The 15,729-nt window shown below is 62.2% G+C and carries 16 protein-coding genes and 1 pseudogene; 8 read left to right on the top strand and 9 right to left on the bottom strand.

The genetic code is table 11. The features are described from left to right. The 3 genes from QZL67_RS07415 to QZL67_RS07405 all read left to right on the top strand — a co-directional run. Positions 1–887: HAD-IIA family hydrolase (locus tag QZL67_RS07415; protein WP_292920082.1), on the top strand; the 887-nt coding region annotated here is incomplete at its 5' end. 65 nt (positions 888–952) lie between these two features. Continuing rightward, positions 953–1,780, top strand: coding sequence for a hypothetical protein (locus QZL67_RS07410; protein WP_292920086.1), 828 nt, complete (start codon positions 953–955; stop codon positions 1,778–1,780). Then, positions 1,774–2,886 carry an SLC13 family permease gene (locus QZL67_RS07405; RefSeq protein ID WP_022290099.1) on the top strand — a complete coding sequence of 371 codons (1,113 nt, stop codon included), beginning with the start codon at positions 1,774–1,776 and terminating at the stop codon, positions 2,884–2,886. Before QZL67_RS07410 ends, QZL67_RS07405 begins: the two co-directional genes overlap by 7 nt. 74 nt (positions 2,887–2,960) lie before the next feature. On the opposite strand, the gene QZL67_RS07400 is transcribed toward QZL67_RS07405, so the two are convergent. The 3 genes from QZL67_RS07400 to pdaA all read right to left on the bottom strand — a co-directional run bounded on the left by QZL67_RS07400 (position 2,961) and on the right by pdaA (position 5,966). Beyond that, positions 2,961–4,373: a PepSY domain-containing protein gene (locus QZL67_RS07400; RefSeq protein WP_022290098.1), complete on the bottom strand. Its 1,413-nt coding sequence runs from the start codon at positions 4,371–4,373 to the stop codon at positions 2,961–2,963. A gap of 1 nt (position 4,374) precedes the next feature. Beyond that, positions 4,375–4,938 carry an RNA polymerase sigma factor gene (locus QZL67_RS07395; protein WP_022290097.1) on the bottom strand — a complete coding sequence of 188 codons (564 nt, stop codon included), beginning with the start codon at positions 4,936–4,938 and terminating at the stop codon, positions 4,375–4,377. A gap of 197 nt (positions 4,939–5,135) precedes the next feature. Next, positions 5,136–5,966 carry a delta-lactam-biosynthetic de-N-acetylase gene (pdaA, locus tag QZL67_RS07390; RefSeq protein WP_022290096.1) on the bottom strand — a complete coding sequence of 277 codons (831 nt, stop codon included), beginning with the start codon at positions 5,964–5,966 and terminating at the stop codon, positions 5,136–5,138. Positions 5,967–6,226: 260 nt separating this feature from the next. Here pdaA and QZL67_RS07385 point away from each other — a divergent pair, with 260 nt between their 5' ends. The 4 genes from QZL67_RS07385 to QZL67_RS07370 are packed head-to-tail and all read left to right on the top strand — an operon-like array spanning position 6,227 to position 10,898. Then, positions 6,227–7,675, top strand: a complete 1,449-nt coding sequence (locus tag QZL67_RS07385; RefSeq protein ID WP_022290095.1) for a gluconokinase — start codon at positions 6,227–6,229, stop codon at positions 7,673–7,675. Between the two features lie 60 nt (positions 7,676–7,735). Then, the gene (locus tag QZL67_RS07380; RefSeq protein ID WP_022290094.1) at positions 7,736–8,698 is read left to right on the top strand and encodes a phosphoglycerate dehydrogenase; all 963 of its coding nucleotides are present in this window, start codon (positions 7,736–7,738) and stop codon (positions 8,696–8,698) included. A gap of 36 nt (positions 8,699–8,734) precedes the next feature. Continuing rightward, positions 8,735–10,147 carry an NADP-dependent phosphogluconate dehydrogenase gene (gndA, locus tag QZL67_RS07375; protein ID WP_022290093.1) on the top strand — a complete coding sequence of 471 codons (1,413 nt, stop codon included), beginning with the start codon at positions 8,735–8,737 and terminating at the stop codon, positions 10,145–10,147. A gap of 4 nt (positions 10,148–10,151) precedes the next feature. Further along, positions 10,152–10,898 carry a GntR family transcriptional regulator gene (locus tag QZL67_RS07370; RefSeq protein WP_022290092.1) on the top strand — a complete coding sequence of 249 codons (747 nt, stop codon included), beginning with the start codon at positions 10,152–10,154 and terminating at the stop codon, positions 10,896–10,898. A gap of 115 nt (positions 10,899–11,013) precedes the next feature. On the opposite strand, the gene QZL67_RS07365 is transcribed toward QZL67_RS07370, so the two are convergent. The 6 genes from QZL67_RS07365 to QZL67_RS07340 all read right to left on the bottom strand — a co-directional run bounded on the left by QZL67_RS07365 (position 11,014) and on the right by QZL67_RS07340 (position 15,103). Then, positions 11,014–11,529: a M48 family metallopeptidase gene (locus tag QZL67_RS07365; protein ID WP_022290091.1), complete on the bottom strand. Its 516-nt coding sequence runs from the start codon at positions 11,527–11,529 to the stop codon at positions 11,014–11,016. 92 nt (positions 11,530–11,621) lie between these two features. Further along, positions 11,622–12,155: a hypothetical protein gene (locus QZL67_RS07360; protein WP_022290090.1), complete on the bottom strand. Its 534-nt coding sequence runs from the start codon at positions 12,153–12,155 to the stop codon at positions 11,622–11,624. Continuing rightward, on the bottom strand, positions 12,148–12,978 hold the full coding sequence (locus QZL67_RS07355; RefSeq protein ID WP_022290089.1) for a DUF1700 domain-containing protein: 831 nt from the start codon (positions 12,976–12,978) through the stop codon (positions 12,148–12,150). The genes QZL67_RS07360 and QZL67_RS07355 overlap by 8 nt, the downstream gene beginning before the upstream one ends. Continuing rightward, positions 12,975–13,292: a PadR family transcriptional regulator gene (locus tag QZL67_RS07350; protein ID WP_022290088.1), complete on the bottom strand. Its 318-nt coding sequence runs from the start codon at positions 13,290–13,292 to the stop codon at positions 12,975–12,977. Before QZL67_RS07350 ends, QZL67_RS07355 begins: the two co-directional genes overlap by 4 nt. 147 nt (positions 13,293–13,439) lie before the next feature. Continuing rightward, on the bottom strand, positions 13,440–14,366 hold the full coding sequence (locus QZL67_RS07345) for a SufD family Fe-S cluster assembly protein (RefSeq protein WP_022290087.1): 927 nt from the start codon (positions 14,364–14,366) through the stop codon (positions 13,440–13,442). Further along, entirely contained in the window at positions 14,363–15,103 is a 741-nt protein-coding gene (locus QZL67_RS07340; RefSeq protein ID WP_022290086.1) for an ABC transporter ATP-binding protein, read from the bottom strand. The genes QZL67_RS07345 and QZL67_RS07340 overlap by 4 nt, the downstream gene beginning before the upstream one ends. A gap of 194 nt (positions 15,104–15,297) precedes the next feature. Between QZL67_RS07340 and QZL67_RS07335 the strand changes: the two are divergent. Continuing rightward, positions 15,298–15,729: pseudogene (locus tag QZL67_RS07335) on the top strand (hypothetical protein); the annotation flags it as partial.

Raw genomic sequence — 15,729 nt, 5'->3', positions numbered from 1 at the left:
TGTCTGCAAATCTTATTATACGAGGATGTGAGGGTATGGACCTGGCCCGCAAGCGGCTTTTTTTGCTGGATCTGGATGGAACTGTTTATTTGGAGGAGACGCTGCTGCCCGGCGCGGCGGCGTTTTTGTCCTGCGTCCGTGCCAATGGCGGCGCGGTCCGTTACCTTACCAACAACTCCTCCCGGGGTGTGGACGCCGGGCTGGAGAAGATGCACCGGCTGGGGGTCCCGGCGGAGCGGGAGGAGTTCCTCACCGCTGTGGAGGCCACGGTGTACTATCTGAAAACCAGCCGCTCCCCCTCGGATGTCTATTACGCCGTGGGCACGGCATCCTTTTGCCGCCAGCTGCGGGCGGCGGGATTTGACATCCGGGAAATGCCGGACGCGGACGTGACGGCGGTGCTGGTGGGCTTTGACACGGAGCTCACTTATCAGAAGGTGGAAAACGCCTGCCGTCTGCTGGCCCGGGGAGCGGATTTCCTGGCCACCAATCCCGACTGGGCCTGCCCCACGCTCTTTGGATTCGTCCCGGACTGTGGAGCCATCTGTGAATTCATCGCCCGGGGCGCGGGACGGCGGCCTCAATTTATTGGAAAGCCCGACCCCACCATGATCCGTCTGGCCCTGGAGCAGACCGGCTGCAAACCGGAGGAGACGCTGATGGTGGGGGACCGGCTCTACACGGACATCGCCTGCGGCGTGAATGCCGGAGTGGACACAGTTTTGGTCCTTACCGGGGAGGCGACGGCTCAGGACGCCGCCAAAAGTGACACGCCGCCCACACTGGTGTGCCGGGACCTGGGAGAGCTGCTGGCGCGGCTGCGGGAAGCGGGGAATGAGGTGGCCCAAGAGGCAAAGACTAGGGAGCACAGGGAGGGATCTGATTGACAAGACGGGAAAAAACGGCCCGCCGCCTGCGGCGGCAATGGGAGAAAAAGACGTTCCGGCAGGCCATGGACAAGGAACTGCGGGAGCACCGAAGTTCCTTCATCGTCTTTTCCATTCTGCACATTCTGGTCCTTGCGGTCCTGGTGCGCCAGATCATGCTGGCGAGCTACGAGAGCGCCTTTTTCTGCGTGCTGACGCTGCTGCTGCTCTATGTGCCCAGCTGGCTGCAGGTGAAGCTGCGCATCGAGCTGCCGCCGCCGCTGGAGATCACGATTTTGTGTTTCATCTTTGCGGCGGAGATTTTGGGCGAGGTGAACGCGTTTTATGTGGTGGTGCCCAACTGGGACACCATGCTTCATACCCTCAACGGCTTTCTGGCCGCGGCGGTGGGGTTCTCCCTGGTGATCCTGCTCAATGACGACGAGCGGCTGACCTTCCACCTCTCGCCGTTTTTCCTGGCACTGGTGGCCTTCTGCTTTTCCATGACCATCGGGGTGCTGTGGGAGTTTTTCGAGTTTGGCATGGACTACTTTTTCGGCTTTGACATGCAGAAGGACACGGTAATCCACTCCATCCACTCGGTGCTGCTGGACCCCACCCGGACCAACAAAGTGGTGACCATCCCGAATATCCAGGACGTGGTCATCAACGGGCAGAGCCTGGGGGTGGGCGGCTATGTGGATATCGGCATCATCGACACCATGAAGGACCTGTTCGTGAACTTTATCGGCGCGGTGGTGTTCTCCGTCACCGGCTTTTTCTACGCCAAGAGCAAGGGCCGCCGCCGGACGCCGGCCCAGGGGTTCGTCCCCAGCAAAAAAACCGAGGAACAGGATTATCTGGAGCAGGCCCGGAAGGAAACGGACCTGCCGGAACCGGAGGAGCCATGTTGAAAAAATTGTGGAACTTTTTCCGCCGGGAGACGGTGCTCTCCCTGGCGTTCATCCTGGCGGTGCTTTCCTGCTTTCTGGTGCCGCCGGACGGGCAGTACCCGGGGTATCTGGATAAGGACACCCTGCTGACGCTGTTTTGCCTCATGACCGTGGTGGCGGGCTTTCAGGAGATGGGATTGTTCCGCCGGGTGGGCCAGACGCTGCTGCGCCGCATCCGCTCCCAGCGGCAGCTGGCGCTGATGCTGGTGTTTCTCTGCTTTTTCAGCAGCATGTTCATCACCAATGACGTTTCGCTCCTGACCTTTGTGCCCCTGGGACTGCTGCTCTCGGATCTGACGGGGATGGATGCCTCGCTGTGCCGTACCGTGACGCTCATGACCATCGCCGCGAACCTGGGCAGCATGCTCACCCCCATCGGCAATCCCCAGAACCTTTATCTCTACTCCGTCTCCGGTATTTCCCTGGGGGCGTTCCTGGCGGTGACGCTGCCCTATACCGTCCTCTCCGGCGTGCTGCTGGCGGGCAGTGTGTGTTTGTGCTATCGGGGCGCGCCCATCGCCGCCGGGGACACCGGCGGGGAGACGGAGCCCCTGGACCGGCGGAGACTGCTGGGGTGGCTGGCGCTGTTTGCGGTGTGTTTGCTGGAGGTGCTGGGCGTGCTGCCGGCGGAGGTGATGCTGGCGGTGATCCTGGCGGCGGTGCTGGTGGTGAACCGGAACCTGCTGCTGCGGGTGGATTACAGCCTGCTGGCAACCTTCGTGTGCCTCTTTGTCTTCATCGGCAACATGAAGCGCTTTCCCGCCTTCCACAATCTGGTGGCCCAGCTGCTGGAAGGGCATGTGCGGCTGGCGTCGGTGGGCATCAGCCAGATCATCAGCAATGTACCGGCGGCGCTGCTGCTCTCCGGCTTTACGGACGCGTGGGAGGATCTGCTGGTGGGCACCAACATCGGCGGGCTGGGCACGCTGATCGCCTCTATGTACAGCCTCATTTCCTACAAGCAGATGGCCCGCCGCTCCGGAAATATCCGGGGGCGGTATCTGGGGATCTTCACGCTGTGGAACGTGATCTTCCTGGCGATTTTGCTGGTACCGGCTCTGCTGTAAGACCGGCCTGCCGGAGACATTCCTACATAAAAAAGGCATCCCCATAGCGGGGATGCCTTTTTTATGTGCCTGGGTCAGTCGTCGATCTCGGCTTTGAGCACGGTGCCGGTGGCGGCGTCGATCTCATACTCGTATTCCTGTCCGTTGGCCCGGAATTCGATCTCGTAGCGATAGCAGCCGTCATCTTCGTCCAGCTCGCACTGGAAGCCGGTTACGGCGGAGGCGCTGAGACCAGCGTGGGCCAGTGCGGTGCTCTTGGCGGCTGCGGCGTCGATGGAGACGGTGGAGGAGGCGGAGAAAGAAGTGTGCCAGTCATCATCGCCGTCCCGCTCCGCACTCCAGATGGTGCCGTCGGCGGCCAGAATCTCGTACTCATACTCCAGACCGTCTGTCCGGAACTCCACCTTGTAGAAGAGGCGGCCGTCATCCCAGTCCCGCTTGACCTGCAGGCCCAGAGCGGCGGATTCCTGTACGCCGGCGTCGGTCAGGGCGATGGACTTGGCCTGGGCCTCCGTGATGCCGGCGGTGCTGCCGGAGGAGGCGGGAGGCGCGGCAGTCTGGATGTTGGCCGGGCCGCTGAGGACCTGGCCGGAGTAGGCGTCTACATTGTACTCAAATTCGCCGAAGGACGTTTCCACTTCCACCTCATAGTGGGCGGGGGTCTCATCCAGCTCCGGGTCCGCATCCCACACTGCGGTGTCCCCGCTCAGACCGGCATAGGCCAGCGCGGCGGCGGCCGCTGCGTCCTTGCCGATAGGCAGGCCCCGGGCGGCGCCGGTCTGGCGGAGCTGCTCCAGCTCCTCTACGGAGAGGGCAGCCAGGCCGTCTACGGCCAAAGAGCTGTTGAGAGATTGTACGTCCCGGATCAGGGCAGCCTTGCCGACGGAGAGGTTGCTGGAGCGGGCCAGGGAGTCCAGCTCCGCGTCGGAGGAAATGGCCTGGCTCAGGACCGCCGCCCCGGAGGAGGCGTTTTGCAGCGCGGTGTTGACGGTGTCGGTCAGGGAACTCTCCAGCTGGGAGGCCCGCTGGAGGTCCTGGTCCTCCACGGAGATGAGGATGGCGGAGGAGATTTTATCCAGATAGCCGTGCTGGAGCAAAGAGCCCACAATGGCGTTGACCGCCACGTTGAGCTGGGTGCCCTTCAGGTCCATGCCATCCAGGATGACCTGGGCGTCCTCGTTGAGGGGATCGGCCGCCAGTACCCGTTCCTTGCTGTTTACCTGCAGCTGGATGCTGGGGTTGACGTCCAGAGACACCACGGAGGCAACGGAGTTGCCTGCATGCCAGAAGGACAGTCCGCACACCAGCACCAATGCCGCTGCCACAGCCAGGGCGGCCCAGCGGCGTCTGGCATGGGGGCGGCGCATGGGAACCACGGCGGTGGTTTGTGTCTGAGGGCCGCAGGACGCGAGAATCCGGTCCAGGGCGTTGGGGGCTGCGTGTTCCACGGCGGTCCGCAGCCGTTCTTCCAGTTCCTGATCGCGCATGTCAGTCAGCCTCCTTCCATGCAAGGCGCAGTTTTTTCAATGCCCGGCTGTATTTGGAGAGCACCGTGGGCAGCGGCAGTCCCAGCAGGGCGGCGATTTCCCGGTGCTTGAGACCGGTGAGGGCGTGGAGCGTGACGATCTGCCGCTCCTGGTCCTCCAGAACGGAGAGCAGGGCCTCCAGCATCATCCGGTCCTCGGCGGTGACGGGGGAGGCCTCCTCCGGCAGGGCTTGCCAGTCCTCGTGGGGCAGTGTCTGGGTGCGGCTGTGCTGGCGCAGCCGGTCCAGGGCCAGATTCCGGGTGATGGTCATCAGCCAGCCCATGGCCTTCCCATGGGAGCGGTAGCCGGAGGCGCCGTTCCACACCTGCAGGTAGGCGTCCTGGAGCACATCCTCCGCGTCGTGCGCATTTTTCAAAATGGACAGGGCAAAGCCATATACGGCGGCGTGGGTTCGCTGGTACAAAGCCGCCAGTGCGTCCTGACTCCCCAGGGCAATGTGGGAGATGTACGTGTCTAAAAGGGCGTCCTCTCCGGGCGGCGGTGCCGCCACAGTCAAGAAGAACATACGGGATTCCTCCTGTTCTACTAAGATAACGGAACAAAACCGCAGTTTATTGCACGGTATCAAAAGAAATTCTGCTTCCAGCATACCACGCCCCGGGCTCTGCGTCCAGAGCGGCTGCTGTAAATCTTTCTCTGGGAGAGCCGTCCCGGCAGCGGGACGTAGAAAAAGGCCCGGGGCCGTCAGGCCCCGGGAAACGGTCAGACTGTGCTGCCGGGCAGCTGGTCCAGAGAGGCGAAGGTGAAGCCCATCTCCTCCCACTTGGTGAGCAGATCGTCCAGAATCTCCGCGTTGGTGCGGGAGGTGGAGTGGAGCAGCACGATGGCACCGTCGTGGATGCGGGGCAGGAGCTTGGCATAGGCCTGCTCCGGCGTGGGCTGGTCATCCACGTACCAGTCCACATAAGCAAGGCTCCACAAAATGGTCTTGTAGCCCAGGGCCTTGGCCTGCCGTAGATTTTCCACGTTGTATTTTCCCTGGGGCGGGCGGTAGTATTTGCTCATGGTCTGGCCGGTGGTCTCCTGGAAGAGAGCCTCCAGAGACTCCAGTTCCTTCTGGAAGGAGGCCTGGTCGCTGATGGCGGACATGTCAGGGTGGTGATAGGTGTGGTTGCCCACGATGTGCCCCTCCGCCACCATGCGGCGGATCAGGTCCGGGGCAGACTCGATCATGTTGCCAACCACAAAGAAAGCCGCCGGGGTGTTGTGCTTTTTCAGCGTGTCCAGGATCGAGGCGGTGTAGCCGTTTTCATAGCCGCAGTCAAAAGTGAGGTAGATCACCTTTTTGGTGGTGTCGCCCAGGTAATAGGCGTTGTACTGTGCCAGCTCCTCTACGGTGGCGTTCCCCACCGGGGACTGCCCCTCGGTGGGGAAGGAAAGTCCCCAGTTGTCGGTGGAGACGGCAACGGCAGCATCTCCGGCGGCAGGCAGAGAGGAGGACTGCCGGCTCAGCGGCCAGAGCAGCATCGCCGAGAGCAGCAGCGCTGCGCAGAGGATTGCCAGCGGCCCCGGCCGGCGTTGAAAGGAAAACATCAAATAGGCACCTCCGGTTACTGATTTTTGGGATTCTCTACTCAGAATGACCGTTTTTTGACGAAGTATGCGGCGGTGTGCCGGAAAAGAGCACCAAAAAAAGGAAGGCGTTTTTGGCGGTCCCTACAAGATTGCGGAAAGGGAAACCCACAGAATTGACACCCCGGGAAAACGTGCTAAAATGAACACAAGAAATTTGAAATCTATAAAATAAAATCTAAAAATTTATCAAGTTAAATTGATGAGGAAAAGGAGGAGCCATGCGTATCTTAGCCATTGAATCCAGCACCACATCGGCCAAGGCCATGCTGTACGACAGTAAGGACGGCGTGGTTGGGATGCTCAGTGAACCCTATTCGGAGGGGATCGAGCAGGGTGCCACCGGTGCCCAGGACCCCGAGGCCGTGTTCGGAAAAACGGCGGAGGTGGCCCGCCGGCTGGCGGCGGACCAGCAGATCGACGCCGTGGCCACCGGCGGCACCTGGCATTCCATCATCACCCTGGACCAGTCGAAAAAACCGGTGACGCCCTCACTGACCTGGGCCTACACCGGCGCGGCGGAGACCGCCCGGAAACTGCGGGCGGACGAGGCGTTCTGCACGGATTTCTACCAGCGCACAGGCTGTATGGTCCATGCCATTTATCCGGCCTTCAAACTGCTGGATCTGAAAAAACGGGGCTTGGACCTGAGTGACAAGCTCTTTTGCTCCCAGAGTACCTACAACGTCTATAAACTCACAGGACAGTGGGCGGTGTCCGACTCTATTGCCTCCGGCGAGGGCCTTTTGAATGTACATACCCGTCAGTGGGACCCGGCGTCTCTGGAGATGGTGGGAGTTCGGGAGGACCAGCTGTGCCGCCTGACCACTTATCGGGAGATGTTCCCCCTGAGCCGGGAGGGCGCGGTGCTCCTGGGCGTGAAGGAGGGCACCCCGGTGCTGCCCGGCTATCCGGACGGCGCCCTCAACCAGGTGGGCGCCGGCGCGCTCAAGCCCGGCGTGATGACCTTCTCCGTGGGTACCAGCGGTGCACTGCGGATGTCGGTGGAAAAGCCCATTCTGCCCAAAAAGCCCAGTACCTGGTGCTATCTCTCTCCCAACGGCTGGCTATCCGGCGCTGCTACCTCCGGTGCCTGCAACTGCCTGGACTGGCTGAAGACCAAATTCTTCACCCCCAACATTCCCTATGAGGCCATCGAGGCCCAGGCGGGTGAGGTGGAGGATATGCCCATTTTTCTCCCCTTCCTCTTCGGTGAGCGCTGCCCCGGCTGGAACGACGAGTGGCGGGGCGGGTTCTGCAACCTGCTGCCCCAGCACGGTCCTGCCGACATGTACCACAGCGTGCAGGAGGGCGTCCTCTTCAACCTCTATCACTGCTATCAGATGCTCTGCCGGGAAAACGGCGAGCCCCGGGAGATTCAGCTCTCCGGCGGCATCCTGAACTCCCGGAACTGGATGCAGATGTGCGCGGACATCTTCGGCCGGTCCCTGGAGTGTGCGGATATGCCCCATGCCTCCATCCTGGGCGCGGCCATGCTGGCTATGGAGAACCTGGGCTGCATCGAGCACATCGAGGATTACCGGGCGGACGCCACCGAGACCCTGATCCCCGACCCCGAGATGCATGAACTCTATGAAAAGCGGTTCCAGATGTATCTGGAGCAGTATGAGCGCCAGCTTGCCAAGCTCAACGAACGGGAAGGGGACTGACCCATGAGAATAGACCTGAGGCGGCACCGACGCCGCAGCGGCCGGTGAGGAGCGGAGACCATGGCAGAGTATTTGGTATTGGCAACGCCCCGCACCTTTGCCCAAACAGATGATGCACCCATTCGGCTGCTGGAGGAAAACGGCTGTGAAGTGGTGCGCCTGCAGAGAGACGGCGGCGACCTCACTGCCCAGCTGGCGGAATATTTGCCCCAGGCGGACGCGGTGATCGCGGGGCTGGAGCCCTATGACCGCGCGCTGCTCTCCACAGCCAAAAAACTCCGGGTCATCTCCCGCTACGGCGTGGGGTATGACCAGGTGGACCTGGAGGCGGCCCGGGAGCTGGGCATCCGGGTGACCATCACGCCGGGGGCCAACAGTGATTCCGTGGCCGACCTGGCCATGGCGCTGATGCTCTGCGCCGCCCGGCAGGTGTGCCGCATGGACGGAGTGATCCGGGCCGGGAGAACGGAAAAGCCTGTCACCGGTGTGGAGGTGTGGAAAAAGACCCTGGGCGTGGTGGGCACCGGCCGGATCGGCAAGGGGGTCATCCGCCGTGCCGCCGGTTTTGAGATGAACGTGCTGGCCTACGACGCTTACCCCGACGAGGATTTCCTCTCCGCCCACGGCGGGCAATATGTGGATCTGGACACGCTTTTCCGGGAGTCTGATTTTATCACGCTCCACTGTCCTCTCAACGAAGAGACCCGGAACCTGGTGGACCGGGCGCGCCTGGCGGAGATGAAGCCGGGGGCGGTTCTGGTCAATACCGCCCGGGGCGGCCTGGTGGATGAAAGCGCCCTTTATGAGGCGCTGCGGACAGGGAAGATCGGCGCGGCGGGTCTGGACGTCACTGAGACGGAGCCTGCCTGCGCAAGTCCTCTGGCCGGTCTTCCCAACTGTGTTTTGACGCCCCATGCCGGCGCGGCCACCTGTGAGGCCGGGTATCGCATGGGCATGATGGCGGCGCAGAATGCGCTGGATCTTTTAAATGGACGCGATTGTCCCTATGTGGTTTCCAGATAGCGGGAAAATCCCAACGATTAATAAGGAGGAAGAATCATGAAGTATCAAATCGGCGTTGCGGGCTTGGCGGTCATGGGCCGGGGCCTGGCACTGAACCTGGCGGAGCACGGCTTTTCCGTGGCGGGCTACAACCGCAGCAGCGAACCCACCAAGGTCTTTGTGGATGCGGGCAAGGAGGCGGGATATACCGTCACCGGCTGTGCCACGCTGGAGGAGCTTTGCTCTGTGCTGGAAAAGCCCCGGAAGATTCTGCTGATGGTCAAGGCCGGCGCGGCGGTGGACGCTGTGCTGGAGGGCCTGATGCCCTATCTGGAGCCCGGCGATATCGTCATCGACGGCGGCAACTCCCACTATCCTGATACGGTCCGCCGCCACGATGCGTGTGCCCAGAAGAACATCAACTTCATGGGTATGGGTGTCTCCGGCGGTGAGGAAGGCGCCCGTCACGGTCCGGCTCTGATGCCCGGCGGCGACAAGGACGCCTACGCCCAGGTGGAGCCGTTCCTGACCACCATTGCCGCCCATGTGGGCGAGGACCCCTGCTGTGCTTACATCGGGCCCGGCGGCGCCGGCCACTTTGTGAAGATGACCCACAACGGCATTGAGTACGGTGACATGGAGCTGATCTGCGAGGCCTACTACCTGATGCGCAAACTGCTGGGCATGTCCGCCGCGGAGATCGCCGAGCAGTTCAAGGCCTGGAATGAAGGGGAGCTCTCCAGCTACCTGGTGGACATCACTGCCCACATCCTGACCGTCAAGGACCCGGAGACCGGCAACGCTCTGGTGGATATGATCGCCCCCATCGCCGGCAGCAAGGGCACCGGTATGTGGACCGTTCAGGAGGCCCTGTCCCTGGGCGTGCCCCTGCCCACCATCGCCCAGGCGGTGTTTGCCCGGGATCTGTCCGCCAAGTCCGACGAACGGGCCGCTGCCAAGGAGCGCTACGGCTGTGAGCACGCGCCCTTCACCGGCAGTGACCGCGCCGCGTTCCTGGAGGCCATCCGCCAGGCGCTGTATGCCTCTAAGATCTGCTCCTATGCCCAGGGCTTTGCGCTGCTGAAAACGGCCTCCGAGCGGTATGACTGGAATCTGGATCTGGGCGGCATCGCACTGCTGTTCCGCGGCGGCTGCATCATCCGCGCCGCCTTCCTGGAGCGCATCGCCGAGGCCTATCGGGCGCCGCAGCCTCCCCAGAACCTGCTGATGGACGATTACTTCGCCGGTAAGCTGGCGGCCTATCAGCCCGCCTGGCGTCAGGTGGTGACCACTGCCGCGGCATGCGGTGTGGCAGCACCGGCCTTCTCTGCCAGCCTTGCCTATTTTGACGGCTATCGGGATGCCGAAGGCCCCATGAACCTGCTGCAGGCTCAGCGGGACTGCTTCGGTGCCCATACGTACCGCCGCACCGACAAGGAAGGGAGCTTCCACTTCGACTGGCTGGGCTGAGCAGATGCGGCCCGGTGGAAACGGGACCGCAGCGGCGGCCCCCGGAAGGGAAGAGACGCCGATAGAGGCAGCCAAGCGGGGCGGGAACGACACCCTGGTGGACCTTGCTTATCGCTGTATCCGCAGGGACATCATCGAGGAGGTCCTGCCCGCCGGCGAGAAAATCAACCTGTCGCTTTTGTGCCAGCGTTACGGGGTGAGTCCCACGCCCATCAAGCAGGCGCTCAACCGGCTGATGATGGAGCGCCTGGTGGAGGGGATTCCCCGGAAGGGGTACCGGGTCCGTCGGGTACACTGGCGGGAGATCGACGAGCTCTTTGAGCTGCGGCTGATGATGGAGCTGTATTTTGCGCCTCAGGCGGCTCAGGCGGTGTCCTGCAGCACCTTGCTTCAGAAAAAAATGGAGGAGAATCTGCGGGAGAACCTGAGGCTGGTGAAGATCTTTGCCTCTCCGGAAGAGTATTTCCAAACCTATGAGCTGGACCGCCAGTTCCATGAACTCTACATGACCGCCAGCGGCAGTCAGGCGGCGGTGCAGATGTACCGGCAGCTCAATACCCATACCTATGCGGCATATCTCTTTGGAAAGCAGCCCCGGGACAAGACCGTGGAGGGAATCCAGGAGCATGAGGACATGTACCGGGCCATGCAGGCGGGTGACGCGGACGAACTGTGCCGGCAGGTCAGACGCCACAATGAAAACGCCCGGGCCAAGATCCAGATGGTGCTCAAGCTGCACGATCTGATTTGAGCGGGGCACTTTCCCGGGAAACGCTGTGAAAACAAACCGGCCCCCGAACAGGAATTCCTGTTCGGGGGCCGGTTTTTCATGCGTTCACCGCGCTGTGCGGCGGCCCCGCCTGCTGTCAGCGCAGGTGCTGTTTCCGCTCCCGGTAATCTGGGAGATAGTGCTCCAGCAGGGAATAAAAGGCCGGGCCGTGATTCTTGACACGGATGTGGCACAGCTCGTGAACCACCACCAGCTCAATGGCATCCTCCGGGCTGTTCATCAAAAAGCAGGAAAAGCAGAGGCTGTTTTTGGCGCTGCAGCTGCCGTACCGGGTCTTGGCTGTGGTCACTCGGAAGCCGGTGGGGGTCACGCCCATTTTCTCGCTCCAATATGCAATTTTGGGCGGCAAAACTGCCCGGGCCCGAGCCTTCAGGGCCTCGATCTCTGCCGGAGTGGGGGCGGGTGGGGCGCTGGCGGCCCGGAGGCGCTGACGCTCCAGATGGCGGGCGATCCAGTCCTGATGGCTGGCCACGAAGGCGTCGATGCGTTCCCGGGAGAGGGTCCGGGGTGCCCGAACCAGAACCCGGCAGTCTTTTGTGATCTCCAGCGCCAGCGTTTTGCGGCGGGAGCGAATCAATTCAAACGGTTCCATGGTGCCTACCTTACCATGTTTTGCCGCCGAATACAAGGGAATGTGAAAAACGCCGGGAACGCTTATGCGTTTCCGGCGCTGTTTCGGTACTGTCAGGGCAGGACAATCCGGTCCGCGTCGGCGGGATTTACGGCGACCACAACCTCCCGCAGCTCCGCAGGCACATAGGAGGTCAGCCTGTGCGCCCGAAGGTCGGAGAGAACCTGGTCCTTGCAGGAAAACAGCATCGCCAAGTCATCGGTGGACTGCCAGCTCAGATGAACCCACTCCAGATTTCCTTCCTCCCAGGAGTCGTCCCAGACCGCAAGTTCCGGCCCCGCCGAGTCGTAGGTAGCGTCCAGGCGCAGGGTCCCGGCGGGGACGTCGTCACGGATCTCCAGGCGGGAGACGTCCATCAGGCGGACGTCAGATCCCCAGCCGTAGAGCAGGTCTTCCAGGTAGATGGTGCTCTCCGGCAGATCCAGTGTGACGGTGAGGCTCTGGCTGCGGAGCTGGGCGCTTTCCAGCAGCTGCTGCCCGCCGTAGGAGAAGGCGGAGACCTCTGTCAGGGTCACGCCGGCACCGATACCGCACACCAGCAGTCCGGCGCACAAAACGCCCAGCAGTATAAGACGGACCTTACGCATGGACGGACACCTCCTCATTGTGGCTTTCTGTGGGCACAAGGGAGTGAGACGGGGCGGGGGTGGAAACGCCGGGATTCCGGGGCACTGCGTCGGAGGTGCTGCCGCTCCGACGCTTCCAGATCAGCGTGGTCCCAAGGCCTACCAAAGCGGCACAGCAAAGGGCCAATCCCAGACAGCACAGCAGCGGCCCCGCCAGGGGATACCCCTGGACCAGCAGCACTGCCAGGACGCCGATGCTCAAAATCGCCAGTACCCCCGCCGCCGCGAAGGGCAGGGCGATGAGCAACAGCAGCAGGTTCCAGGCCAGGCGCGCCAGCTCCCGGAACAGACGGCCCAGTCTGCGGATGCTCCGGGCGGCTCCGGCGCGGATGAGGCGGAGCCGGGAGGTGCGGGAGGACGCCTTTCCGGTGTCTGCGGCATCAGCGGGTCGGGAAGTCGGGGTACGGCGAAGACCGTGCAGACGCTGCGAGAAGCGGCTCCACCTGGCGGCGATCCGCACCGCCAGGCCCCGGATGCCGCCGCCCAGCCGGTGGAAACAGAGCCGGCAGCGACCGGCGGTCCGCTTCAGTCCGGAGGAAACCCCGGCGAGAGGCTGGGGGGACGGCGCATCCACGCGGCTGGGGTCTACATGATACGCCTCCAGAATTTCTGCGGCCAGTTCCTCCAGATCACCGAAGTCCCGGATGGCCTCCTCCTCGGAAAGACCGGCAGCAGTGCGCAGGTCGATGTGCTGCGCGTATTCGGCCAGAATATCCTGCTGCTCCGCCTCCTCCAGAATCCGGATGCGGGATTGCAGCTCGTTCAAGAATTCCTGTTTGTTCATTCCTGATGCTCCTCCAAAAATGCATTGACCTGCTGCGAAAAGTGCAGCCACTCCGCTTCCAAAGTGTCCCGGTACAAGATTCCGGCAGCGGTAAGATGGTAGTATTTTCGGGGCGGCCCCTCCGAGGATTCCCGGAGATAGGTCTCAAAGTAGTGCTCATTGGTCAGCCGCTTGAGCAGGGGGTAGATGGTGCCCTCATTCACGTCCACCACTTTGGATACCTCGGCCACCAGTTCGTAGCCGTACATGTCCCGCTTGCGGACGGATTCCAGCACGATCAGCTCCAGCACGCCCTTTTTGAACTGCGCGTTCATAACAGCCCCCCTTTGACAGCTATACTATACCAGCTACTATGTATTGTCAAGTACTAAAAAACAAAAAATACCGGGCAGTGCACCCGGATGCAAAAGCAGCACGGCGGGAGCTCCGCCGTGCCGCTGCATCGCCTTTGAACTTGTCGGTCAGGCCAGGAAGCCTTTGAGGATGCAGTCCTCGGCTTCCTCTTCGGTGAGCCCCAGCGTCTCCAGCTTCAAAAGCTGTTCGCCGGCGATCTTGCCGATGGCGGCCTCGTGGATCAGCTGGGCCTCGGTGTCGTTGGCGGCGATCTCCGGCACGGAGCTGATCTTGGCGTTGCCCATGATGATGGAGTCGCACTGGACATGGCCGAAGCACTTGGCATTGCCCACCACACAGGGGCGGAACACTTGGCTGGAGGAGTCCTGGGCCACGGAGCGGGAGATGACCCGGCCCTTGGCGTCCTCGCCGTTGAGCTCGATCACCATGTCGCTTTCAGCAACCTGCTCCCCGTGGGTCAGAAGACGCTCGGTGACCACGGCCTCGGCACCCTTGCCGCAGACAATCTTGGTGTATCGCTTGGTGGAGTCCACGCCACGGATCTGGACGGTGTCCATCTGGATGGAGGCACCCTCCTCCAGGTAGACGATGGTCTGGGGGTTCATGATCTTGCCGCCCTTGCCGTCGCCCTCGCCGTAGTGCTTTTCCGAATAGTGGACGTGGGAGTTCTTGCCGATGCGGAAGGTGTGGACACCGTCGTGACGGGAGTCCTGCTCACCGCAGTTGTGGATGCCGCAGCCGGCCACGATCTCAACGTTGCAGTTTTCCCCAATGTAAAAGTCGTTGTACACCGTCTCCTGGACACCGGGCTTGGTGATGATGACCGGAATGTGGCAGGTCTCGCCCACCGTGCCGTCCAGGATATGGATGTCGATTCCGCTCTTGCCGTCAGTCCGGTTGTCGATTTTGATATGCTCCGTGGACTGGCGTCCGTCACAGCCGCAGTCCTTGCGGATATTGAATGCCCCTACGGGCTTTCCCAACATGTCCGCGATCTTCTCCAGAAGCTCGCGATCCACTTCCGTTTCCATCATTGTGCGGCACCTCCTTTGCTCAGCACCGGGCAGGCGCCCAGCGTATCGGACAGAATCTGGGGCAGGATCTCCTGGGCGGAGCCCCGGTGGCGGATGGCGCCGTCACCCACCACGATGACCTCGTCCGCCAAAGAGATGATGCGCTCCTGATGGGAGATGATGATCATGGTGGCGCTGCCGGCGGCATGGATCTGCTCAAAGGTCTCCGTCAGACGGGCGAAGCTCCACAGGTCAATGCCGGCCTCCGGCTCGTCGAAGATCATCAGCTGGCTGTTCCGGGCCAGGATGGTGGCGATTTCAATGCGCTTGACCTCGCCGCCGGAGAGACTGGCGTCCACTTCCCGGTCCAGGTAGTCGTTGGCGCACAGGCCCACCTTCGTCAGGTACTGGCAGCACTGGTCCTTGGAGAGCTTTTCGTTGCCGGAGGCGATGGTCAGCAGGCGGCGTACCGTGAGCCCCTTGAAGCGGGGGGGCTGCTGGAAGCCGTAGCTGATACCCAGCCGGGCCCGTTCGGTGATGCTCAGGCCGGTGATGTCCTGTCCGTTCCAGAGGATCTGGCCGGAGGTGGGCTGCACCAGGCCCATGACGATCTTGGCCAGTGTGGTCTTGCCGCCGCCGTTGGGGCCGGTAAACACCACCAGCTTGTGATCGCCGATGGTCAAAGAGATGTCGTTTAAAATGCCGAGCTGTGCGTCCCCTTCCTGGACCGCATAGCAGACATGTTTCAGTTCCAGCATGAGATCAGGAACCTCCTTTTTTCCTAAAGCTGCTTATAGCTTGTCTATTCTAGCAGAACCGGCGGGAAAATGCAATGAAAAGACAATGTTTTCAAGGTTATTTTATCCAATGGGCAGAAAAAGAGATGGTGCATTTGCAACTGTTACGAAAATCGCCTCCGGCGCATATGCTGGGTAGAAAAGGAGGGACCACCATGGAACAATCGCTACATACGCCCAAACCTTATGATTACCGCCAGTACGACCGGATCTGGCAGCGGGTGGCACCGGAGCTGGAGCCGTATCCCGGCTGGAAGGAGCAGAAAGTGCCGGCCCTGGCGGATCTGACGTCCGGCGGAAGCGCTGCCGCAGAGGCGGACAGTGCCGGAACTTCCGTCCAAGCGGCGGACGCCGCGCCGGAGCCGGCGGGCCAGACCGGGACGCCCCAGGAGGTCCAGACCTCCGGCGGACTGACGCTGGCGGAGGAGGCGCAGCTGCCCGGTGCGGAGGAGAATCCCTGCTGCATGGGCACGGCGGCGTCGGAGATGCTGGCGGTGATCCAGGGCTTTATTGACGCAGAGCTGCTGGACCAGCGGTACGACCTGGCCCTTGCCCGGCAGGCACCGTCCTGGGCCCGGGGGCGGATG

The sequence above is a fragment of the Oscillibacter sp. CAG:155 genome, from assembly GCA_000436875.1.
Lineage (GTDB): Bacteria > Bacillota > Clostridia > Oscillospirales > Oscillospiraceae > Oscillibacter.
Note: the sequence above shows the minus strand (reverse complement) of the source record. Positions and strands in the feature narration are given on the sequence as shown.